The following is a 20,071-nucleotide window of genomic DNA, read 5'->3' on the forward strand; positions in this document are numbered from 1 at the left end:
ATGCGCTCGAGGAGCCGTACCGTTCTGCCGGCCCTGTCCGTCCTGTCCATCGCCGCGCTGCTCACGGCGGGCTGCGCCGGGCGGGAGACCACGACCGCGATCAACGACGGAAAGGCGCCGTGGGAGTCCTCGGGCGAGGCCGCCGGCGGCCACGGGGCGGCCGCAGGCGGTACGTCGAGTGGCGGCGCGGCGCTGGCCTCCGGTGACATCGTCGACCCGGCGGGCAAGAAGCTCGGCAAGGTGGCGGTGTCCAAGGGCGAGCACGGCCTGACCGTGCAGGTGAGCGCCACCGGGATGCCGGCCGGCTTCCACGGCCTGCACCTGCACGCGGTCGGCAAGTGCGAGCCGAAGTCGGCCGACCCGGCCAACCCCGGCACCACCGGCGACTTCCTTTCCGCCGGAGGCCACCTCGCCGGCGGCGGAGCCGCGCACCCCGAGCACGCCGGCGACCTGCCCGTGCTCTTCGTCCTCAAGGACGGATCCGGCTCGCTCACCGCGGCCACGGACCGGCTCACCGAGGCGCAGCTCGGCCAGGAGGCCGGCGTGAGCCTGATCGTGCACGCCGGGCCGGACAACTACGGCAACATCCCGACCCGGTACGCCGCGGGTGGCGCGGACGCCGAGACGAAGAAGGCCGGCGACGCCGGCGCGCGCATCGGGTGCGCGGTCCTGAAGAAGGACGCCGCGGGCGCCTCGGGCGCCGGGTCGGGCTCGGCAACGGGCCACTGAGAAGGCGGCCCTTCCCGGGTTCTCCCACGAACGTGCCGCCAGCCTCACGAGAGGCTGGCGGCACGTTTGGTGGTGGACGTTAGCCGTTTGGTGTGGACGCTAGCCGTCGTGGCGGTGGGCCCGGCTCTCCTGCGCGCGGTGCACGGCGTGCTCCACGCCCGACTCGGCGTGGTGGACGCCGTCCGCCGCGGGCGCGCCGGGCTCGGCCAGCCCCTGCACGACGAGCGGGTCGGCGCCCAGCACACCCGGGGTGCCGCGGCGCTTGAGCCGGCGCTCCAGCCAGCGGGCGAAGAGCATCAGCGCGTAGTCGAGCACGATGAACAGCGCCGCGGCGACGAGATAGGCCGGCACCGTGTTCGCGTAGGCCGACCCCAGCGTCTTGCTCCAGTTCAGCAGGTCCGTGTACGTGATCGCGATGCCCAGGCAGGAGTCCTTGAGGACCACGACCAGCTGCGCGACCAACGCGGGCAGCATCGCGGTCAGCGCCTGCGGCAGCTGGATGGAGTGCAGGGTCTGCTGCGGGGTCAGGCCGATCGACAGGCCGGCCTCGGCCTGGCCGCGGGGCAGCGCGTCCACGCCGGAGCGGACCAGCTCGGCGATGACGGCCCCGTTGTAGAGCGTGAGCCCGGTGACCACGCCGGCCAGGGGCGCGTACTCGCTGGGCATCCAGTCCGCCCGCGCGAAGAACCCGAAGTAGCTGAACACCATCATCAGCAGGACCGGCACGGCGCGGAAGAACTCCACGACGACACCGCACACCCAGCGGAGCGCGCGCACGTGCGAGAGCCGGCCCAGGCCGAAGATCAGCCCGAACGCGCCGGCGAGGAGCACGGAGAGCACCGTCGCCTTGAGGGTGCCGATGAGCCCCGGAACGAGGTAGGACACCCACGCCTCGGAACTCAGGAACGGCGTCCACAGCGACGGTTCGAGCTGGCCCGCCGCGGACATCCGCGCGCCCACGACGTACAGCACGAGCAGGCTCAGCAGCACGCCGACGATCGTGAGGATGAGGTTGCGCCGGCGGGCCCGCGGGCCCGGCGCGTCGAAGAGGACGGCCTGCGCGCTCATCGCTTCACCGCCATTCGCTGGGACAGGTTGGTCGAGACGACGCCGAGGGGCAGCGTGAGGATGACGAAGACGATCGCGAACAGCAGGAACGTCATCAGGCTCGCGCCCTCGTTCTCGGTGATCTTGGAGAGCAGACCCGCCGAGTCGTTGACGCCGATGACCGCGGCGACCGTCGTGTTCTTGATGAGGGCGATGAACGTCGAGCCCAGCGGTGCGATGGCCCCGCGGAAGGCCTGCGGCAGGATGACCTCGCGCAAGGACTGCCCGAACGTCAGCCCGATTGCGCGGGCGGCCTCGGCCTGCCCGGTCGGCACGGTGTTGATGCCGCTGCGCAGGGCCTCACAGACGAACGCGGCGTGATAGAGCGAGAGCATCACCACGGCCCACCAGTAGGCGTTCTGCGCAAAGTCCTCGCTGAGCTGCAGCCCGAGGATGAAGCTCAACCCCAGCACGCTCAGCACCATGAGCAGCGTCAGCGGGGAGTTGAGGAAGATGTTGACGTACGACGTACCGATCCCCCGCAGCACCGCCGCCGGCGAGATCCGCAGGACGGCGACGACCGTGCCGACCAGCAGCGAACCGATGGCGGAGAGGATCGACAGCTGGATGGTCACCCAGATGGCGCCCCAGATGTCATAGGTGGCGAAGATGTCCCCCATGCTCAGCCTTCCGTGGGGTGGGTGCGGGCGGTACGTCGGTGCGTGCGTGGGGCCCGCCGCGCTCGACGTACGGGCCCCATGCGCACCGGCTCAGATCAGGCGCAGGCGTCCGGGGTAGGCGGGTTGCCCTCGCCGGGCTTGTAGTTCGCGGCGCCCAGGTTGTCGTCGACGGCCTTCTTCCAGGCGCCGTCGCTGATCATCGACTTGATCGCGTCAGTGGCCTTGGTGCAGGTGTCCTTGTCGCCCTTCTTCAGGCCGACGCCGTAGCGCTCCTTGGTGAACGGGGCGCCGACGACCTTGAGCTTGCCCTTGTACTGGTCCTGCGCGGCGTACCCCGCGAGGATCGTGTCGTCGGTCGTCAGGGCGTCGACGGCCTTGGTCACGAGACTGGCGACGCACTCGGAGTACGTCCCGAACTCCGCCAGGTTCACGCCCGGCACCTTCGCGGAGATCTGCTGCGCTGACGTCGAGCCCTTCACCGAGCACAGCTTCTTGCCCTTGAGGCTGTCCGGCCCGGTGATCGAGGAGTCGTCGGCGCGGATCAGCAGGTCCTGGCCGGCGATGAAGTACGGCCCGGCGAAGGCGACCTTCTGCTTGCGGGCGTCGGTGATCGAGTACGTGCCGACGACCATGTCGACCTGCCCGGTCTCGAGCAGCGTCTCGCGCTGCGCGCTGGGGGCCTGCACCCAGGTGATGTCCTTCTCCTCGGCGCCGAGCTTCTTCGCGACGTAGCGCGCCACGTCGACGTCCATGCCCGTGTACTTGTCGCCCTGCTTGAGACCCAGGCCGGGCTGGTCGAACTTGATGCCGACCTTCATCTTCTTGCCGCCGGAACCACCGGACGACGACGCGCCGGCGTTGTTCGAGCCCCCGCCACAGGCGGCGAGGCCGAGGGTGAGGGCGGCGGTGGCGGCGATTGCGGCGCCGATCCGTCGTGCGGTCATGTGCGGTCCTCCAGGTGGTGACGGGTGTTGGGTTGACGGGTGTTGGTGGGGCGGCAGCGGCGGCCGCGGTACGTCGAGTAGGGCGCGAGAGCGAGGTGTCCACGCCCCCGCGACGATCAGTGCGTGAGGATCTTGGCCAAGAAGTCCTTGGCGCGGGCGCTCTGCGGGTTGGTGAAGAACTGCTCGGGAGTGTTCTGCTCGACGATCTGCCCATCGGCCATGAACACGACCCGGTCGGCCGCCCGACGGGCGAACCCCATCTCGTGGGTGACGACGACCATCGTCATGCCCGACTTGGCCAGCGTGGTCATGACGTCGAGGACCTCGTTGATCATCTCGGGGTCCAGCGCGGAGGTGGGCTCGTCGAAGAGCATGATCTTGGGGTCCATGGCGAGCGCCCGCGCGATGGCGACGCGCTGCTGCTGACCGCCGGAGAGCTGGGCCGGAAGCTTCTGGGCCTGCGGCGCGACGCCCACCCGCTCGAGCAGGCGCATGGCCTTGTCCTCGGCGTCGGACTTGCTCATCTTGCGGACCTTGATCGGGCCCAGCGTGACGTTTTCCAGGATGGTCTTGTGCGCGAAGAGGTTGAAGCTCTGGAACACCATGCCGACCTCGGCGCGCAGCCGGGCCAGGTCCTTGCCCTCCTCGGGCAGCGGCTTGCCGTCGATGCTGATGGACCCGGACTCGAACGTCTCCAGCCGGTTGATCGTGCGGCACAGCGTGGACTTGCCGGAACCGGACGGCCCGATGACGACGATGACCTCGCCCTTGGCCACGGAGAGGTTGATATCCCTGAGCACGTGCAGGTCCCCGAAGTGCTTCTCGACGTGGCTGATCTCCAGCAGCGGGGTCGAACCGTCGACCATCGTGCCTCCTCGCGACGCGTGCTCACCCAGGCCCGCGCGGGTCGCGTGGGCGGCGCCGATGGCGGCCGTTCTGGTTGTCGTGAGGGTACACGGTGGCCCCCGAGCCTGTGACCAGGTGCGCGGCAATGAGGCGGCGTCGGTTACGCAACGATCGGCCGTACGGCGGCGGTCGTGCGCCCGGCGGTCGGGTTTGTGGGACGACCGTCCGACTCAGGCCGCGCCGGACTCCAGGTCGAGCACCCGCGGGAAGAGCACGTTGTTCTCCTTGTGGATGTGCTCGTGCAGGTCGGTCTCCATGCGCTCCAGCCGGTTCAGCATCGCCGTGTACGACGCGCAGGCGTCGGCCGGTACGGCGAAATCGTCGGTGGTGGCCCGGATCCGACGCAGCAACTCGCCGGCCACGTCGTGTTCGCGCAGCATCTGCGTGATCGGGCCGCGCAGGCTGCCCGGGAAGGCGGGCGCGGCGCCCGGCGTACCCAACGCAATGATGGCCGGGAACAGGATCTGCTCCTCCTTGGTCAGGTGGCTGGTCAGGTCCGTGATCAGCGCGAAGTAGTCCGAGCCCACCTCGGCCAGCTCGGGGTGATTCGGCCCGTGCACCCGGATGACGAGCTCGACGACGTCACCCAGGCTCGGCATCTCGTCCCACAGGTAGGCGTGGTGGACGTCGAGGATGTGCTGGGCCAGCTCGGCCACGTCGTACTCCTGCCACGCCGCCGGCGCCGCGTCAGGAATGTCGAGGCGCGCTGCCACGTCCGCGGCGTCCAGCTCGGCCGTGGCACAGGCCTGGGCGAGCGTGCGGTGGCCGTTGCAGCAGTAGTCCAGCCCCAGCTCCTGCAGCACCCGGCTGCGGCGGGGGTCGGCGGTGACGAGGTCACCCAGGCGGTCGGCGAGGTCGACGGGCATGATCGGTCCTTTCACTGGGGCGGACGGGGCGCTGCGGCCGGGTCGGAGGCCGCGGACGGCTGGGAGTCTGCGGCCGGGTGGGAGGCCGCGGACGGTTCGGGTACGGCGGGCGTGCGCGCCAGGTCAGTCAAGAGGGCCGCGCGGGACGTGGCCCACGCCGCATGCAGGGCGCAGGGCGCGCCCGCGCTGCCGCAGGGGTGGCCCTCGACGACGCACCGGCCGTTCTCGGTCGGTCCGTCGACGGCCTCGACCACGTCGAGGACGCTGGCCGCCGAGGCCGCGTCGGTGAGCGCATAGCCGCCGGTCGGTCCGGGGATCGAGCGGACCCATCCGGCCTTGACCAGTGGCCCGATCACCTGGGGAACGAAGCCCGCGGTGGTGGCCAGGGCGGCGGCGAGGTCGACGGCCTTGACCGGCCGCCCCGCCGGCGCGAGGGCCGCGACGGCACGCACGGCGAGGCCGGCCCGCCGGGTAACCTCAAGTCGCATAGTGGTAGACTAATGGATTACCGCGAAGCTGGGAAGACTCAACTGCCAGTTGCGCCATCCACCCATCCGCCCCGTCCGCCGCCGCGCCTCGCCGTACCGCGCGGCGCCGTACTGCGCCTCGCCGTACCGCGGCGCGCGTCCGCGCTGCCGTCAGAGCCGATCGAGGATCAGGATCCAGTCCTGGCTGTCGCCGGGGGCGTCCACCTGCCGCTCCGGAGGGGTGAGCTCCGCCGCGTCCGCGGTGGCCCGCTCTCCCCGGGCGGTCAGCGCCCCGGTCCGGGGGTCGTACCAGCTGACCCGCACCCGCTCGCCGGCCAGCTTGCCGGTCTCGATCTGCACGGTGCCGCCGGTGGGCAGGTAGACCATGGCCCACCGGCCCTGGCCGTCCCGCAGCCCGGCCTTGCGCGACCACTGCTCGCCCAGGTCGGCGCGGACCAGCCCGTCGTCCGGCACCCGATCGTCGATCGGCCGGAGCCGCAGGAAGCCCGCGAGGTGCCGAACCTGCTCGGCCATGGGGTCACCCAGCGCCTCCTGCCAGGAGTTTCGCGGGTGCGCATAGACGCGGGCGCCGTCGGCGCCGTGCGTCTGCCACACGGAATGATGCCCGTAGGTCACCCCGAATCCCCCGCTGAACAGCGACCAGTACAGCTGCCTGCGGACCTCCTCCGTCGTCGCGTAGCCCTCCTCGAGCTTCCAACACCGGGGGTGCCCCTCGTACAGGGGTTCGCTGTCGATGATCGGCTTGGACACCTCGCGATAGGCCTCCGAGAGGAGCTGCTGCCAGCCGTTCTTGACGCAGTGACCGCTCTGGACCATGGCGTAGTCGGTGTCCTGGTAGCCGTAGCTTGGCTTCTTGTAGCCGGCGGGGTGGTAGGTCACCAGAGCCGGGTTGGTCGAGGTCCGGACCCCTGCCCGACGCTCGCCCGACGCCTCGGTCGAGGGGATCGGTGCGGCCACCCCAGCAGTCAGCCCGGCCCGCAGCTCCGGCCAGATGTGAGGCCGCGGATTGGGGTCGTCGCCGCCGAGGACGTAGGTGACGCCGTCGCCGCCGTACCGCTTCCCGAGAAACTCCCCGTAGGCGTGCGCGTTGGCTGCGGTCAACGTCTTGTCGGCCAGGTGGAACGACCACACGGGGAACAGGGCCACCGTCAGCCCCCGCCGATGGGCACCCGCCACCAGGTGGTCGACGTGGTCCCAGTAGTCGTACTGCTCGGGGTCGGCCGGATCGCTGCCGGGGGTCGTCCGCGGTCGCGCCGCATCACCGTCGAACGGCTCGTTCCCGTAGGCATCCTCGGCCTGCGCCGGCTCCCGAAAGGCGGCGACCGCCTGAATCACCGTGAACCCCTGAGCGCTCCGGCGATCCAGGTAGGTGTCGATCCCCGCCCGGTCGAGCCCGGTGATGTTCCAGGCGGTATCGCCGACCCACACGAACGGGCGGCCATCCGAGCTCAGCAGATTGCGCCCGGAAACGGTCAACGGCCCGGGCGGGCCCCCGGCGTCCGCGGGGCCGCCGGGGCCGCCGGGGCCGGACGCGGCCGGCCCGCCCGGGGAGGCGCCGGTGCTCGGCTGTTGGTCACCCGGGCTGGCGCAGCCGGCCGCAGGGACGAGAAGGGCCGCGAGCGCCGCCAGCGCCACCGCGGGTCGTCGACGACGAGGAACGAGGAACGCGTACGTCGTGCGGGGGGCGCGAGGCATGCGGCGGCCGACCCCTTTCCGCGGCGGAACCGCTGGTGGTTCGGTCTGGACAAGCGAGGGGAGCAAACCTCCCGTTACGGGAGAGTTGCCGGTCGCGCCCATCGTGCCATGGCCCCGCCGCTGGTGGCCAGCCGACGACGCCAGTGCGTCAGCTGGCCCGCCCCATGGAGCCCGGGTTCGCCCCGATCGGCCAGATCAGCCGATGTTCTCCCGCTCCGCGCCGATCGTCGTGGAGTCGCCGTGGCCGGTGTGCACGATGGTGTGCTCGGGCAGGACGAGGAGCCGGTGCCGGATCGACTCCAGGATCTGCGGCTTGGAGCTGAAGGACCGGCCGGTGGCGCCCGGGCCGCCCTGGAAGAGGGTGTCGCCGGAGAACAGGACGTCGAGGTCCGGCGCGTAGAAGCACAGCGCGCCGGGCGCGTGACCCGGGGTGTGCAGCGCCCGCAGCGCGACGCCGCCGACCTTGATCACCCGGCCGTCGTCGAGGTCTTCATCCCAGGTCAGGCCCGGGTGGGTCAGCTCCCACAGCGGCTTCTCGGCGGGATGCAGCCAGATCGGGGCGCCGGTGCGCTCCCGCAGTTCCGGAGCGACCCGGACGTGGTCGTCGTGCGCGTGGGTGCAGACGATTGCCCGCAGCTCGCGGTCGCCGACGACGGCGAGGATCTCCTCGACCGAATGGGGCGCGTCGAGGACGATGCACTCCTTCTCGTCGCCGATCACCCACACGTTGTTGTCGACGTCGAAGGTCTCGCCGTCCAGGGTGAACGTGCCGGACGTGATGCCGTGCGCGATCGGGGTCTCGGGTCGCGCGGCGCCCGACGTACCAGCGGCGCCCGACGTACCGGCGTTCACAGCGTCACCACCGAACGCAGCACCTCGCCGCGATGCATCTTGTCGAAGGCGCCCTCGACGTCGCCGAGCCCGATCGTCTCGGTGACGAAGGCGTCGAGGTCGAGGCGGCCCTGCCGGTAGAGGTCGATGAGCATGGGGAAGTCGCGGTCGGGCAGGCAGTCGCCGTACCAGCTGGACTTCAGCGCCCCGCCACGCCCGAAGACGTCGATGAGCGGGATGTCGGGGACCTTCATGTCCGGAGTGGGTACGCCCACGAGCACCACGGTGCCGGCGAGGTCGCGGGCGTAGAACGCCTGCTTCCAGGTCTCCGGGCGGCCGACTGCGTCGATCACGACGTCCGCGCCGTGCCCGTCGGTCAGCTCCTGGATCGTCGCGACGGGGTCGGCGGCCGTGCTGTTGACGGTGTCGGTGGCGCCCATGCCGCGGGCCCAGTCCAGCTTCGTGTCGTCCAGGTCGACGGCGATGATCGTGGTGGCCCCCGCGAGCTTGGCGCCCGCGATCGCCGCGCAGCCCACGCCGCCGCAGCCGATGACGGCCACGGACTGCCCGCGCCGGACGTTGCCGGTATTCATGGCGGCGCCGAGCCCCGCCATCACGCCGCAGCCCAGGAGCCCGGCCGCGGCCGGGGCCGCGTCGGGGTCGACCTTGGTGCACTGGCCGGCCGCGACCAGGGTCTTCTCGATGAACGCGCCGATGCCGAGCGCCGGGGTCAGCTCGGTGCCGTCGGTGAGCGTCATCTTCTGGGTGGCGTTGTGGGTGGCGAAGCAGTACCAGGGCTCGCCCCGCTTGCACGCCCGGCACTGCCCGCACACGGCCCGCCAGTTGAGGATGACGTAGTCGCCCGGGGCAACGTCCGTGACGCCCTCGCCGACCGCCTCGACCACCCCCGCCGCCTCGTGGCCGAGGAGGAACGGGAACTCGTCGTTGATGCCGCCCTCGCGGTAGTGCAGGTCGGTGTGGCAGACCCCGCACGCCTGGACGCGGACGACCGCCTCGCCGGGGCCGGGGTCGGGGACGATCACGTCGACGAGCTCGACGGGCGCGCCCTTGCTGCGGGCGATCACTCCCTTGACGGTGCTGGGCATGCTGGGCTCCTTGGGGGCGGGCGGGTCAGCCTCCAGTCAAGCGCCGACCCCCGGCGCCAGCAAGACGGGGTACGTCGTACGGGGCTTGGCCCGGTCTTCCCCCGTCTGGTCACGGCTTCGTCTGGGGACTAACCTGTAAACATGTCTACATCCGTGGTCAGCGTCCGGCTGGACGCCGCGACCAAGGAGCGCCTCGACGCCCTGAGCGCCACCACGGGGCGCCCTGCGGCGTACTACGTTCGGGAAGCGCTAGCTGAGTACCTGGATGATTTGGAGTACGCGTATCAACTGCGTGGCGAGGCGGAAGCCATCCGCCGGGGTGAGATCGGGACCGTCTCCAGCGCCGAACTCGCCGCCGAACTCTTCTGATGGCCTGGCAGGTCCAATACTCGCCTAGGGCCGCGAAGGCCCTGCGGAAGCTCGACAAGCCCGTCGCGCGGCGGGTGTTTGACGCCGTAGAGCGCGTGGCCACCCTGGACGATCCGGCGGGCGCGTGCAAGGCACTGTCTGACCCGCTAGCCGGACTATGGCGACTTCGGGTGGGTAACTACCGGGTCATCCTCGATATTCGTCGCGAGCAGGTGGTCATCGTCGCCCTTGATCTCGGCCATCGGTCCGTCGTGTACGACGACTAAGCGGCTGGGGCTGCGAGCCTCGGTGCGACACGGCAGCACCATCGGTCGAGGGCGCCCTGACTGGGGCGTTATGCGCTCCGGGGAACGCATAACGCCCCAGTCATGTGGGCTCGGCCGCACCCGACAACACCAGCGCGCTTCCCTAGCCGGCCGGCGCCTCACCGCCTGAGGAGGCCTGACCGCCGCCGATCGTGAATTCACCGATCACGGTGACGCCGTCGGACTCGTACACCGGGATCTTGCGGGGCACCGCACTCGTGGTCATCGGCGTGCGTGGGGGCCCGTCCCCCTCCAGGTCGGTGCGCAGCACGTACCCGGTACCCCCGTTCTCCATCGATACCGAGACCAAGTCCGGCTCGAGGTGGAAAGCCATACTGCCGTAGGTCTGCCCGCGGGCATTTGTCGCCAGGGGCACGATGGTGCGCGCCGCCCACCCGATGCGCACTCGATATCGACCGGTCCCCGTGTAGGCGAAGACGTGCTGGCCAGCTGAAACATCCCGAGCGTTGAGCGGCACGGGCTCGGCCCAAACGTGTCCTGGGCCATCACACGACATGGTGCCGAACGGCTCAGAGAAGCTGCCCGCCGATAGACACGACACGTCGTAGGCGACGGCGTTGGCGCCCGCCGGCCGGGAGCCCAGGTCCACGGTGATCGCACCGGTCCCTTCCCGCACGACCAAGGGCCCGACCAGGTCGATCTTCTCGCCCCCCGGGGGCACCGTGTGTCGCAGCGACGCCGTCGCTCCCTGCGACACCGACGAGGGCGAGGTCGTTGGGGCGGTCCCCGTCGGCGTAGTCGTCGGGGCAGCCGGCACCGGGGTGCCGTCCGGATGGGCGCCGTGACTGGCGACGTACACCCCGCCCACCAGCACTGCGACGGCGGCAGCCGTGGCCACGGGCGCGGCCCACGGCGAACGTCGCGGCAGTGCCGGCAGCGGTCCCGGCGGGGCGATGGGCAGCCCGGCTGTGTCGTCGTACGCCGCCCGCAGCGCGCGTTCCAGGTCAGCGGTCATGGGAAACACCCCCGGCGTCGATGGAGACTTTGCGGGACAGCGAGCGCAGGGCGCGGGCGGAGGCGGACTTCACGGTGCCCGGCGTGACGCCCAGTGCGACGGCGATCTCGCGCTCGGACAGACCGGCCCAGTACCGCAGCGCGACAACCTCCCGCTGCCGTCGCGGAAGGGCGTTGACCGCCGCCACCAGGTCGTCGTGGGTGCCGATCACGGCATCCGCCGCAGGCGCCGCCTCGGACGCCAGCAGGCGCAGTCGACCGTGGAGGGACGCCTCGCGGCGAACCCGCCGATGCGCCCCCCGCGTGCGGTTCAGGAGGACGACGTGGAGGTACGCGCGCGCCTGGTCGGGGTCCGCAGCGATGGCGGGGCGGCGCTGCAGGACCACGAACGCGTCCTGTACGGCGTCCTCGGCCTCCGCCAGCTGGCCGGTCAGCAGGTAGGCGTACCGGACGAGCCGCTGGTATTGCGCGCGATAGATCTCCTCCACGGGGGAGATGGCGGCGGCGCTGACCATGCCGGTCGCTGGAGGAGCCTGCGGATCCCGGCCCACGACGTACCGCCTCCCCTCGGTGACTCCCGCCCGCCCGCTGAGCGCGGCGACACCAGGACAAGTCAGGCGGGGCCGTGCTGGTTGGCCGACCTCAGCGGTACGTCGTGTGAGCCCCGCCACACCGCCAGGCGGGGACGGGCGGGGTCATCACGACGGGAAGCCCCCGGTGCCCGTCGCGGAACGGGGCACCGGGGGCTCCGGGGGCTGGCCGCTTCGGCGGTCTCAGCCCTGCTCAGCGGCGACTTGCGCGTTGAAGTCGCGGATCATGGCGTCCCAAATGGGCAGGTACTTGTGCAGGTCCGTCCAGAACTCCTGGTTGCGGCGGGCCTCGAACAGCTCGAACGGGGTGCCCTGCTGCTCGACCCAGGTGTAGTAGCCCAGGTTGAAGATGCGGTCCTTGTCGAACTCGGTCATCTCCAGCGTGGCGTCCGTCGGGACGTTGGCGAGGTGCCGGCCCCAGACCTCGGCGGCCTGCTGCGCGGTGAACTCGCCGCCGAAGTCCCGCTCCTTGATCTTGACGCGCTCGGAGGGGTACATCTGGCCACCGTCGGTCGCGACCGTGACGATCACGTCGTCCGCGCCGAGGCCCAGCACCTTGGCGCAGGAGATCGCCGCGAGCACGTTGCAGATCGAGGAGACGCCGAAGTCGGGCAGGGACTCCAGGATCGACTCCGGCACGCCCTTGGCCCGCAGGTAGTCCACGCCGGCCGGCTCGTTGAACATCACCTCGAGCATGTCGGTGGAGCTGTCGCTGATCGCGCAGACCAGGTCGTGCTTCTTGATGTTGTGGATGATCGGCAGGTGCTTGTCGCCGATGCCCTGGATGTTGTGCTCGCCGTACCCGTTCATCAGCAGCGTCGGGCACTCCAGCGCCTCGACCGCGGCGACCTTGGTGCCGTAGGTGTCCTTGAGGTACTCCCCGCTCGCGATCGTGCCCGCCGACCCCGTGGCCGAGGTCATCAGCGCGAGCCGCAGGTCGTCGCGGCCGGACTGCTTCTTGTAGTCCTCGAAGACGTGCGCCATGGCGCGGCCGGTCACGAAGTAGTGCGTGATGTGGTTACCGAACTCGGCGAACTGGTTGAAGATGAAGTTCTTCGGGTCCTGGGCCAGCCGGTTGCACTCGTCGTAGATCTCCTTGACGTTGCTCTCCGTGCCGACGGTCTTGATGACGTCCTCGGCGGGGTTCTCGCACCACTTGTCGAGCCAGTCGAAGCGCTCCTGGCTCATGCCCTGCGGCAGGATCGCCACGCCGCGCGAGGCCATCAGCTTGGAGATCGCGACGCCGCCGCGGGCGTAGTTGCCGGTGCTCGGCCAGATCGCGCGGTGCGCGGTCGGGTCGAACTGACCCGTGACGAGACGCGGGGCGAGGCATGCGTACGCCGCCAGCACCTTGTGCGCCGTGATCATCGGGAAGCGGTTGCCGAACAGGACGAGGACCGGGGAGTCGATCCCGGTGAGCTCCTTGGTGAGCACCACGTGCTCGGGGACGTCGACCTGATTGCCGTCCTTGTCGTTGTACCAGTGCACCCGCCACAGGTTCCGGTTGTCCGGGCCCTGCGGGTCGGCGTCGCCGGCCTTGTCCTTGGCGATGTACTTGGGCGGGTTGCTGAGCTCCTCGAACGTCGGCAGCGTGATGCCCCGCTCGCGGAACCGCTGGACGCTGTTGGCCAGCACCTCGGGGTTGACGACGCGGTCGGCCAGCCCGAACTGGTCCTCGAGCGCCTGCTGCTGGCTGGTCTGCGACGTTAGCGTGGACGTCATCGTTCTCACTCCTGCCTGCGGGGCCGCCGGGTACGGCGTGTGGATCCATCTTTTCCCAAAGTATGCTCTCTTGTCACCATACTTGGGCCAAAGTCTCCGGAGGTTTCCAGCGCGTGGATCTGCGCAGCGTCTTCGCCGACACCCGTCCCCTCCGGACCGCGCACTTCCGGCGCCTGTGGACCGCGAACATCATCACCGTCATCGGCGCGCAACTGACCGTCGTCGCGGTCCCGGCCCAGATCTACGCGATCACGGGCTCGTCGGGGTACGTCGGCCTGACCGGCCTGTTCGGCCTCGTCCCCCTGGTGATCTTCGGACTGTACGGCGGGGCGCTCGTCGACCATATGGACCGGCGTACCCTCCTGCTCCTCACCACGGTCGGCCTCATCGCGACGGCGGGAGGCTTCTGGGCGCAGGCCGCGGCCGGGCTCAACAACGTGTGGGTGCTGCTGGGGCTGTTCTCGGTCCAGCAGGCGTTCTTCGCGGTCAACCAGCCCACCCGGAGCGCGATCCTGCCGCTGATCCTGCCGACGGAGCTGCTGCCGGCGGCCAACTCGCTGAACTTCACGGTGATGATGGCCAGCGGCATCGCGGGGCCGCTGGTCGGTGGGGCCCTGATCCCGGTGCTGGGGTACTCGTGGCTGTACCTGCTGGACGCGTTGTCGCTGCTCGCCACCCTGCGCGCGGTCTGGTTGCTGCCGCCGTTGACGCGGGCCCGGGACGCGGGGGCGGAGGCGGCGGGCGCCGCGCGGGCTCCCGGCGTACGGTCCGTCATCGACGGCCTGGCCTACCTGCGCGACCAGCCCATCCTGCTCATGTCGTTCATCGTCGACATCATCGCGATGGTGTTCGGGATGCCCCGGGCGCTGTTCCCGGAGATCGCGCAGGTCGCGTTCGGGGGGCCGGCGGAGGGCGGTACGGCGTTCGCGGTGCTGTTCGCGGCGATTCCCCTGGGCGCCGTCATCGGCGGGACGCTGTCCGGTTGGGTGTCGCGGGTGCGGCGGCAGGGCCGGGCGGTCGTGCTGCTGATCTGCGTCTGGGGGCTGGGCGTCGCGGCGTTCGGAGCGTGCGTGGCCGTCGCGGGCGGTGCCGCCGTTCCGTGGCTGGGACCCGCCGTCGCCTTCCTCGCCGCCGCCGGCGCGGCCGACATGTTCTCCGCCGCATTCCGCCAGTCGATGCTGCAAGGGGCGGCGGCCGACGAGGTGCGCGGCCGGCTGCAGGGCGTGTTCACCGTGGTCGTGGCGGGGGGTCCGCGGGTCGCGGACGTCGTCCACGGGGGCGCGGCAGACCGGCTCGGCGCGGCGCCGGTGACCATCGGTGGGGGGCTGCTGGTGATCGTGGGCGTCGCGATCGCGGCGTGGCGGGTGCCGGCATTCTGGCGGTACACGCCCCAGGTCGAGGAGCCCGCCCGCTAATCCGCTGATCCCGCTGAGCCGCTACGGGCCCAGCAGCGCGAGCGGCACGACCGCGATGCCGTCTCGTCGGCGGTAGGCCTGCGACCCCGTGGTCACGACGACGAGGTCGACCACCGTCTGGGGAAGCTGGTCCCGCAACCACCTCAGGTGGCGCACGTCCGAGTCCGTCACGGCCGACGCCAGTTTGACCTCGATGCCGAGCACCTGACCCTCGACTCCCTGGACGATCAGGTCGATCTCGCGCTCCCCCCCGTTCGTCCGCAGGTGGAACACCCGGCCCTCAGCCGCCTGCGCCGCAACCCGAACGCCGAGCGTCACCAGCGACTCGAACAGCGGCCCCAGCATCGCGGCACCGGCGGGCGCGATCAGCGACGCCGGCCCCAAGTCGAGCAACCGGGCGGCCAGCGCCGGATCGGCCAACTGGTGCTTGGGCGCCTGCTGCAGGCGCTTGATCGGATTGTTTGCGGGGATCCAGCCGGGCACCGGATCCAAGAGCCACAGGCGCGTGAGGTGGTCGCGGTAGGTGATGGTCGTGGTCTTCGCCGGCTGACGTCCATCTCCGCCCGTCGTGGCGTCGAGCAGCTTCGAGTACGACGTGGTCGTGGTCGAGGCGGCTGCGTAGGCGGCCAGCCATCGACGGAGCGTCTCTGGCCGGCGTACCTCGACCCCCTCTCCTGGGAGATCCCGGTCGATGACGCGCATGAGATAGGTGTCGAGCATCGCGCGCTGCAGCCGGGGCGCGGCCTGCGTGACGGCGGGGAACCCGCTCGACGTGATGGCCTGGGCGTAGTCACGCAGGGCGTGGTCGGTGGCGGCGATCGGGAGCTCCGAGCGCCCAGCAAGCAAAGCCGCCAAGGACACTGCGGGAGTCGTGCTGCCGCGCTCGTGCAGCGCCATCGGCCGCATGCGCACAGACAGGAGCCGACCGGCGCCGCTGTGCGTCCCGGCGGGGTCAACGGGTGCGGCCGATCCCGTGAGGAGATAGCGGCCCGGGGGCGCACCGGCATGTACTCGACGCCGCACCGAATCCCACACCTGAGGCAGCTTCTGCCACTCATCGAGGAGCAACGTGCCGGACGGGACGGCGGACAGCGTGAAGTCCGCGGCGGCGATCTGGCGCTGGGCGGGGTCGTCGAGGTACCACGTCGTCCTCGCGCGCCGACGAGCCGTTTCCGTCTTACCTACGCCCTTCGCCCCGTCGATCGCGATGGCTGAAGCGTGCGGCAGGAGCTCGTCGAGTTCAACGTCGACCGTCCGTGACCTGTAGGCCGGCTCCACCACACTGCCTCCACCGGTCACCTACGCTACCATTTGCAGGACGGCTACACTACCGTTTCCCGGACCACTACGCTACCGTTTCCCGACGCCTACGCGGGTGAGTGGCGGACCACAGCTGGAGCCATCTCTGCCGGCGGCGGTCTTACAGCAGGCCATCGACCAGGGCGTCCATCGCCGCGCCCGGATCGAGATCGGGCTCCAGCGGCGTCGTCAGCCGGTCCAGCAGCAGGCCATCGAGCGCGTAGTGGAACAGCACGATCACCCGGCGGCCGCCGGGCAGGCCCGCCGCCGCATTGAAAGCCACGTCCGCCGCGAACGCCTCGCGCTGCCAGCGCGCCACCACCTCGGCGATCTCGGGCCGGCGGATGCCCTCGAGCCGCAGTTCGAAGAGGCACACCGCGGCGTCGCGGTCTGCGGTCAGGCGCCTGACGATGTCCCGCAGGTAATCTGCAAACAGCTCCCGACTGGGCGGTCTCGCAGCCAGCTCCCGCGCCACGGCAGGGTCCGGGGTGAGGCGCTCGGTCAGCCGGGCCATGAGCGCCGCGACGATGTCGGCCCGGCTGCGGAAGTAGTTGGAGGCCGTCCCCCGCGGCACTCCCGCCTCGTCATCCAGCGCGCGGTGCGTGAGGCCGCGGGCACCGTCTCGGGCCAGCACCCGAATGCCGGCGTCCGCCAACGCCGTACGCCGTTCCGGGTTCCTCACCATGGGCTGAGCTCCATCCCCCGAGGGTAGCGGCAACCACGACAGCCGTCGTACGCTCGATCCTAGGCAACCACGACTTTCGTCGTGGTTACAGAACGGGAGGACCGGATGCGCACCCTGACCTACTACGTGGCGACCTCGCTCGACGGTTTCATCGCCGACCCCGACGGGGGCTACGACGCGTTCTCGTTCGAGGGAGATCTGGCGGAGCACATCTGCTCCGAGTACGCGGACACGTTGCCCGTTCACGCCCACCAGGCGCTGGGGGTTGCCCCGTCAGGCACGCGGTACGACACCGTCCTGATGGGCTGGAACACCTACGCCCCGGCGCTCGACCTGGGCATCACGAGCCCCTACCCGCACCTTCGCCAGTACGTGGCGACGCGGCGGACCGAGACCCCCGACGCGCCGGACGTGGGCTTCACTGCGGACCCGGTCGGGTTGGTCCGGGGCCTTCGGGGCGAGCCCGGCGGTGGGATCTGGCTGGCCGGCGGAGGCACGCTGGCCGCGGCGCTCGTCGACGAGATCGACGAACTCGTCCTCAAGGTCAACCCGATCCTGCTAGGTGGCGGCATCCCGCTGTTTCGGCAGGCCGGCGCTGCGGCGGTGCGCCGGTTCCGGCTCGACTCGGCGCGGACGTTCGACTGCGGCGTCGCCCTGCTCCGCCTGCCTCGGAGCCGGGATTAGCGGGTCGGCAGCGCTCGCGCCACCGACGCCCCCCTCGGCGCCAAGAGCCTCAGCCCAGGTAGTGGCGCGGCGGCACGTCCTGCCAGTCGTGGGCCACGGCCAGCGTGCGGATGTAGGCCGTGAGCCGGTCAGCCTCGGAGGACGTCAGATCCTCCGGGAGCACCAGCCGGGCCAGGAGCCCTGGCCGCAGCGGGAACGGGTAGTCGACCAGCATCCGCGCCTGGATCGCCTCATCCGGGGTGGCCACGACGCCGGCGGGATCCGCGAGCACCGGAGTGACCGCCCCGGCCGCTAGGCCGCGACCCAGACCCGCTGCCTCGGCCGCCCGGGACCCGACCCCTTGGGCCTCAGCCAGACCCACTGCCTCACTCGGCCGCGCCCCGGCCACGGGCGCGTAGGCCCGCCCGGCGCCTGGCGCGGACCGCGACCCGGCGGGGGTCGCCGTACTGCGCTGCGGCGCCGCCATCGCGCCCGAGACCACGGCCTCGGCGGCCTCGCCCTGCGCCTCGGCGACGGCGGCCCGCCCGGCGAGGGCTCGCTCCGGGATGAACATCGTCAACACGACGGTCACCGACAGGACGGCGACCGCGCACATCAGCACCAGCGTGATCGAGTCGGAGAAGCCCTCCCGGAACGGCAGGGCCAGCCGCGGGTCGATGTGCGCCAGGAAGGACGTGTCCGACATCATCGACGAGCTGCCGCCGCCGGACCCGCCGCCCTTGAGCATCGCCAGGATCGGGGCGTTGGCGGGGTTGGCCACGACGGCGGGATCATGCAGCGCCGTCTGGAAGCCGGCCGTGCCGGCGGCCGCCTTGAACGCGTCGGCGATCTTGTCCTGCACGGTGGAGAACAGGATCGACAGGAAGATCGCCGTGCCGAGGGTGCCGCCCATCTGCCGGAAGAACGTCGCCGCGGAGGTGGCCACGCCCATGTCGCGCCGGTCGACGGCGTTCTGCACGGCCAGGGTCAGCGGCTGCATGCAGTTGCCGAGGCCGAGCCCGAAGACCGCCATGGCGACCCCGACGTACCACATGTTGACGTCCACATCGATCCGCGACAGGAGGAACGCCCCGAAGGTCATCAGCGCGGTACCGACGATCGGGAACACCTTGTACCGGCCCGTTCGCGAGATGAGCTGGCCCGACACGATGGAGGCCAGCATGATGCCGGCGGTCAGCGGGAGCATCGCCAGACCCGACTGAATCGCGGTGTAGCCGTGCACGATCTGCAGCCACAGCGGCACGGTCATCATCCCGCCGAACATGCCGAAGCCGACGAAGACGCCGACCAGCAGCGGCACGCCCGCGGCGGGGTTGCTGAACAGGCGCATCGGGATCAGCGCCTCGAAGCCGGCCCGCCGCTCGGCCAGCAGGAGCAGCACGAACCCGACGACGCCGATGCCGTAGCAGGCCAACGACATCCCCGACCCCCAGCCCCACTCGCGGCCCTGCTCCGCGACGACGAGCAGCGGCACGAGGCAGATGACGAGCGCGATGGCGCCCCACCAGTCGACGCGGTGGTCGACCCGGGTGTGCGGGGTGTGCAGCTTGATCCACACCCCGATGAACGCGGCGATCCCGATGGGCACGTTGATGAGGAACACCCACCGCCAGCCGGTGACGCCGAACAGGCTCGACGCGTCGGCGAGCCAGCCGCCCACGACCGGGCCCAGGACGCTCGACGTACCGAAGACCGCCAGGAAGAAGCCCTGGTAGCGGGCGCGGTCCCGCGGCGGCACGATGTCGCCGATGATCGCCAGGGCCAGCGAGAACAGGCCGCCGGCGCCGATGCCCTGGACGGCCCGGAAGGCGGCGAGCATGTACATCGATGTGGCCGCCGAGCACGCGGCCGACCCGACGACGAAGATCGCGATGGCGAACAGGAAGAAGCGGCGCCGACCGTAGATGTCGGAGAGCTTGCCGTAGAGCGGCGTCGCGATCGTGGAGGTGATCAGGTACGCCGTGGTCGCCCACGCCTGCCGGTCCAGCCCGCCGAGGTCGTCGGCGATGGTGCGGATCGACGTGGACACGATCGTCTGGTCGAGCGCGGCGAGGAACATCCCCGCCATGAGGGCGATGAGGATCTGCACCACGGTGGCGTGGTCGGGGTAATCGTGGACGTCATGGTCCACCGCGTGCGCGGTGGCCCGCGCGGGGGCGGAGGGCCGCTCTTCGACCGCGGTCACGGGTTCTCCTGGCTGGTCTGTGGGGCGAAACAGTCGTAGACGTCGTCGTTGAGGCGGCCGAGCAGGGCCGTCAGGGTGCGCAGGTCGTCCATCGACCAGCGGTCGAGCACGCCGCCGAGCGCGGCGGTGATGTCCTCGACATGCGCGGCCAGCTCGGCCTGCCCCTGCTCGGTGAGCTGGACGAGCGCGGCCCGCCCATCGGCCGGGTCGGGCACCTTCTCAACGTGCCCCGACTGGACGAGCGCGTCGACCTGGCGGCTGACCGTGGACGGATCCAGGCCGAACTCCGCGGCGATCGCCGTCGTCCGCAACGGGCCGCAGCGGCGCAGGACGCCGAGGACCGGTACGCCGGCCGCGGTGGTCCGTCGATGCAGGCCGCTGCCCGTGCGGATCAGGTGCAGCGTGCGCTTGAAGCCGATGAGCTGCACCTGCAGATCCCGCGCGGCGGCCTGGCGATCGGTCGAGGAGTCGACGTGGTTGGCGCTCAAGACGTCTCCCCCTCGGTCATGCGACGGAACGCGGCCGGGACGGATGGCGTCCAGACCCCCTC

General features: G+C 71.0%; 21 protein-coding genes. 5 read left to right on the forward strand and 16 right to left on the reverse strand.

What is annotated here, in order from left to right; genetic code table 11:
• The gene (locus IPK37_05830; protein QQS01909.1) at positions 1 to 729 is read left to right on the forward strand and encodes a superoxide dismutase family protein; all 729 of its coding nucleotides are present in this window, start codon (positions 1 to 3) and stop codon (positions 727 to 729) included.
• 99 nt (positions 730 to 828) lie between these two features.
• Here IPK37_05830 and IPK37_05835 read toward each other — a convergent pair whose 3' ends face one another.
• The 9 genes from IPK37_05835 to IPK37_05875 all read right to left on the reverse strand — a co-directional run bounded on the left by IPK37_05835 (position 829) and on the right by IPK37_05875 (position 9,292).
• Positions 829 to 1,797 (reverse strand): amino acid ABC transporter permease, encoded by a 969-nt coding sequence (locus tag IPK37_05835; GenBank protein QQS01910.1) that lies wholly within the window; start codon positions 1,795 to 1,797, stop codon positions 829 to 831.
• The gene (locus IPK37_05840; protein QQS01911.1) at positions 1,794 to 2,456 is read right to left on the reverse strand and encodes an amino acid ABC transporter permease; all 663 of its coding nucleotides are present in this window, start codon (positions 2,454 to 2,456) and stop codon (positions 1,794 to 1,796) included. The genes IPK37_05835 and IPK37_05840 overlap by 4 nt, the downstream gene beginning before the upstream one ends.
• A 95-nt stretch (positions 2,457 to 2,551) precedes the next feature.
• Positions 2,552 to 3,400, reverse strand: coding sequence for a glutamate ABC transporter substrate-binding protein (locus tag IPK37_05845; protein QQS01912.1), 849 nt, complete (start codon positions 3,398 to 3,400; stop codon positions 2,552 to 2,554).
• A gap of 116 nt (positions 3,401 to 3,516) precedes the next feature.
• On the reverse strand, positions 3,517 to 4,245 hold the full coding sequence (locus tag IPK37_05850) for an amino acid ABC transporter ATP-binding protein (protein QQS02699.1): 729 nt from the start codon (positions 4,243 to 4,245) through the stop codon (positions 3,517 to 3,519).
• A gap of 231 nt (positions 4,246 to 4,476) precedes the next feature.
• Positions 4,477 to 5,172, reverse strand: coding sequence for an iron-sulfur cluster repair di-iron protein (ric, locus tag IPK37_05855; protein ID QQS01913.1), 696 nt, complete (start codon positions 5,170 to 5,172; stop codon positions 4,477 to 4,479).
• A gap of 11 nt (positions 5,173 to 5,183) precedes the next feature.
• Positions 5,184 to 5,660: an Rrf2 family transcriptional regulator gene (locus IPK37_05860; GenBank protein QQS01914.1), complete on the reverse strand. Its 477-nt coding sequence runs from the start codon at positions 5,658 to 5,660 to the stop codon at positions 5,184 to 5,186.
• A gap of 150 nt (positions 5,661 to 5,810) precedes the next feature.
• Positions 5,811 to 7,355, reverse strand: coding sequence for a glycoside hydrolase family 140 protein (locus tag IPK37_05865; protein QQS01915.1), 1,545 nt, complete (start codon positions 7,353 to 7,355; stop codon positions 5,811 to 5,813).
• Positions 7,356 to 7,550: 195 nt separating this feature from the next.
• The gene (locus IPK37_05870; GenBank protein ID QQS02700.1) at positions 7,551 to 8,147 is read right to left on the reverse strand and encodes an MBL fold metallo-hydrolase; all 597 of its coding nucleotides are present in this window, start codon (positions 8,145 to 8,147) and stop codon (positions 7,551 to 7,553) included.
• Positions 8,148 to 8,203: 56 nt separating this feature from the next.
• Complete coding sequence (locus tag IPK37_05875; protein QQS01916.1) at positions 8,204 to 9,292, reverse strand: S-(hydroxymethyl)mycothiol dehydrogenase; 1,089 nt, start codon at positions 9,290 to 9,292, stop codon at positions 8,204 to 8,206.
• 141 nt (positions 9,293 to 9,433) lie between these two features.
• On the opposite strand from IPK37_05875, the gene IPK37_05880 reads away from it, so the two are divergent.
• Positions 9,434 to 9,661, forward strand: coding sequence for a ribbon-helix-helix protein, CopG family (locus IPK37_05880; protein QQS01917.1), 228 nt, complete (start codon positions 9,434 to 9,436; stop codon positions 9,659 to 9,661).
• Positions 9,661 to 9,927 carry a type II toxin-antitoxin system RelE/ParE family toxin gene (locus IPK37_05885; protein ID QQS01918.1) on the forward strand — a complete coding sequence of 89 codons (267 nt, stop codon included), beginning with the start codon at positions 9,661 to 9,663 and terminating at the stop codon, positions 9,925 to 9,927. Before IPK37_05880 ends, IPK37_05885 begins: the two co-directional genes overlap by 1 nt.
• 142 nt (positions 9,928 to 10,069) lie before the next feature.
• Here IPK37_05885 and IPK37_05890 read toward each other — a convergent pair whose 3' ends face one another.
• From IPK37_05890 to IPK37_05900, 3 genes are all read right to left on the reverse strand, one after another.
• Complete coding sequence (locus tag IPK37_05890) at positions 10,070 to 10,942, reverse strand: hypothetical protein (GenBank protein QQS01919.1); 873 nt, start codon at positions 10,940 to 10,942, stop codon at positions 10,070 to 10,072.
• Positions 10,932 to 11,456 carry a sigma-70 family RNA polymerase sigma factor gene (locus IPK37_05895; GenBank protein ID QQS01920.1) on the reverse strand — a complete coding sequence of 175 codons (525 nt, stop codon included), beginning with the start codon at positions 11,454 to 11,456 and terminating at the stop codon, positions 10,932 to 10,934. The genes IPK37_05890 and IPK37_05895 overlap by 11 nt, the downstream gene beginning before the upstream one ends.
• 258 nt (positions 11,457 to 11,714) lie before the next feature.
• Positions 11,715 to 13,253: a pyridoxal-5'-phosphate-dependent protein subunit beta gene (locus IPK37_05900; GenBank protein ID QQS01921.1), complete on the reverse strand. Its 1,539-nt coding sequence runs from the start codon at positions 13,251 to 13,253 to the stop codon at positions 11,715 to 11,717.
• Between the two features lie 62 nt (positions 13,254 to 13,315).
• Here IPK37_05900 and IPK37_05905 point away from each other — a divergent pair, with 62 nt between their 5' ends.
• Positions 13,316 to 14,668, forward strand: coding sequence for an MFS transporter (locus IPK37_05905; GenBank protein ID QQS01922.1), 1,353 nt, complete (start codon positions 13,316 to 13,318; stop codon positions 14,666 to 14,668).
• A 21-nt stretch (positions 14,669 to 14,689) separates the two neighbouring features.
• Here IPK37_05905 and IPK37_05910 read toward each other — a convergent pair whose 3' ends face one another.
• Positions 14,690 to 15,946 (reverse strand): ATP-binding protein, encoded by a 1,257-nt coding sequence (locus IPK37_05910; protein ID QQS02701.1) that lies wholly within the window; start codon positions 15,944 to 15,946, stop codon positions 14,690 to 14,692.
• A 142-nt stretch (positions 15,947 to 16,088) separates the two neighbouring features.
• Complete coding sequence (locus tag IPK37_05915; GenBank protein QQS01923.1) at positions 16,089 to 16,652, reverse strand: TetR family transcriptional regulator; 564 nt, start codon at positions 16,650 to 16,652, stop codon at positions 16,089 to 16,091.
• Between the two features lie 105 nt (positions 16,653 to 16,757).
• Between IPK37_05915 and IPK37_05920 the strand changes: the two genes are divergently transcribed.
• On the forward strand, positions 16,758 to 17,336 hold the full coding sequence (locus IPK37_05920) for a dihydrofolate reductase family protein (GenBank protein ID QQS01924.1): 579 nt from the start codon (positions 16,758 to 16,760) through the stop codon (positions 17,334 to 17,336).
• Positions 17,337 to 17,385: 49 nt separating this feature from the next.
• Here the strand turns inward: IPK37_05920 and IPK37_05925 are convergent, their stop codons facing one another.
• Positions 17,386 to 19,521, reverse strand: a complete 2,136-nt coding sequence (locus IPK37_05925) for an MFS transporter (GenBank protein QQS01925.1) — start codon at positions 19,519 to 19,521, stop codon at positions 17,386 to 17,388.
• Entirely contained in the window at positions 19,518 to 20,009 is a 492-nt protein-coding gene (locus IPK37_05930; protein ID QQS01926.1) for a winged helix-turn-helix transcriptional regulator, read from the reverse strand. The genes IPK37_05925 and IPK37_05930 overlap by 4 nt, the downstream gene beginning before the upstream one ends.
• Between the last annotated feature and the right edge of the window lie 62 nt (positions 20,010 to 20,071).

The sequence above is a fragment of the Austwickia sp. genome (genome assembly GCA_016699675.1).
Lineage (GTDB): Bacteria > Actinomycetota > Actinomycetes > Actinomycetales > Dermatophilaceae > Austwickia.

Excerpts from the sequence above, each read along its gene's own strand:
- IPK37_05830 (QQS01909.1), top strand. The coding sequence starts at position 1 with ATGCGCTCGAGGAGCCGTACCGTTCTGCCGGCCCTGTCCGTCCTGTCC.
- IPK37_05835 (QQS01910.1), bottom strand. The coding sequence starts at position 1,797 with ATGAGCGCGCAGGCCGTCCTCTTCGACGCGCCGGGCCCGCGGGCCCGC.
- IPK37_05840 (QQS01911.1), bottom strand. The coding sequence starts at position 2,456 with ATGGGGGACATCTTCGCCACCTATGACATCTGGGGCGCCATCTGGGTG.
- IPK37_05845 (QQS01912.1), bottom strand. The coding sequence starts at position 3,400 with ATGACCGCACGACGGATCGGCGCCGCAATCGCCGCCACCGCCGCCCTC.
- ric (QQS01913.1), bottom strand. The coding sequence starts at position 5,172 with ATGCCCGTCGACCTCGCCGACCGCCTGGGTGACCTCGTCACCGCCGAC.
- IPK37_05860 (QQS01914.1), bottom strand. The coding sequence starts at position 5,660 with ATGCGACTTGAGGTTACCCGGCGGGCCGGCCTCGCCGTGCGTGCCGTC.
- IPK37_05865 (QQS01915.1), bottom strand. The coding sequence starts at position 7,355 with ATGCCTCGCGCCCCCCGCACGACGTACGCGTTCCTCGTTCCTCGTCGT.
- IPK37_05875 (QQS01916.1), bottom strand. The coding sequence starts at position 9,292 with ATGCCCAGCACCGTCAAGGGAGTGATCGCCCGCAGCAAGGGCGCGCCC.
- IPK37_05880 (QQS01917.1), top strand. The coding sequence starts at position 9,434 with ATGTCTACATCCGTGGTCAGCGTCCGGCTGGACGCCGCGACCAAGGAG.
- IPK37_05885 (QQS01918.1), top strand. The coding sequence starts at position 9,661 with ATGGCCTGGCAGGTCCAATACTCGCCTAGGGCCGCGAAGGCCCTGCGG.
- IPK37_05890 (QQS01919.1), bottom strand. The coding sequence starts at position 10,942 with ATGACCGCTGACCTGGAACGCGCGCTGCGGGCGGCGTACGACGACACA.
- IPK37_05895 (QQS01920.1), bottom strand. The coding sequence starts at position 11,456 with ATGGTCAGCGCCGCCGCCATCTCCCCCGTGGAGGAGATCTATCGCGCG.
- IPK37_05900 (QQS01921.1), bottom strand. The coding sequence starts at position 13,253 with ATGACGTCCACGCTAACGTCGCAGACCAGCCAGCAGCAGGCGCTCGAG.
- IPK37_05905 (QQS01922.1), top strand. The coding sequence starts at position 13,316 with ATGCTCTCTTGTCACCATACTTGGGCCAAAGTCTCCGGAGGTTTCCAG.
- IPK37_05915 (QQS01923.1), bottom strand. The coding sequence starts at position 16,652 with ATGGTGAGGAACCCGGAACGGCGTACGGCGTTGGCGGACGCCGGCATT.
- IPK37_05920 (QQS01924.1), top strand. The coding sequence starts at position 16,758 with ATGCGCACCCTGACCTACTACGTGGCGACCTCGCTCGACGGTTTCATC.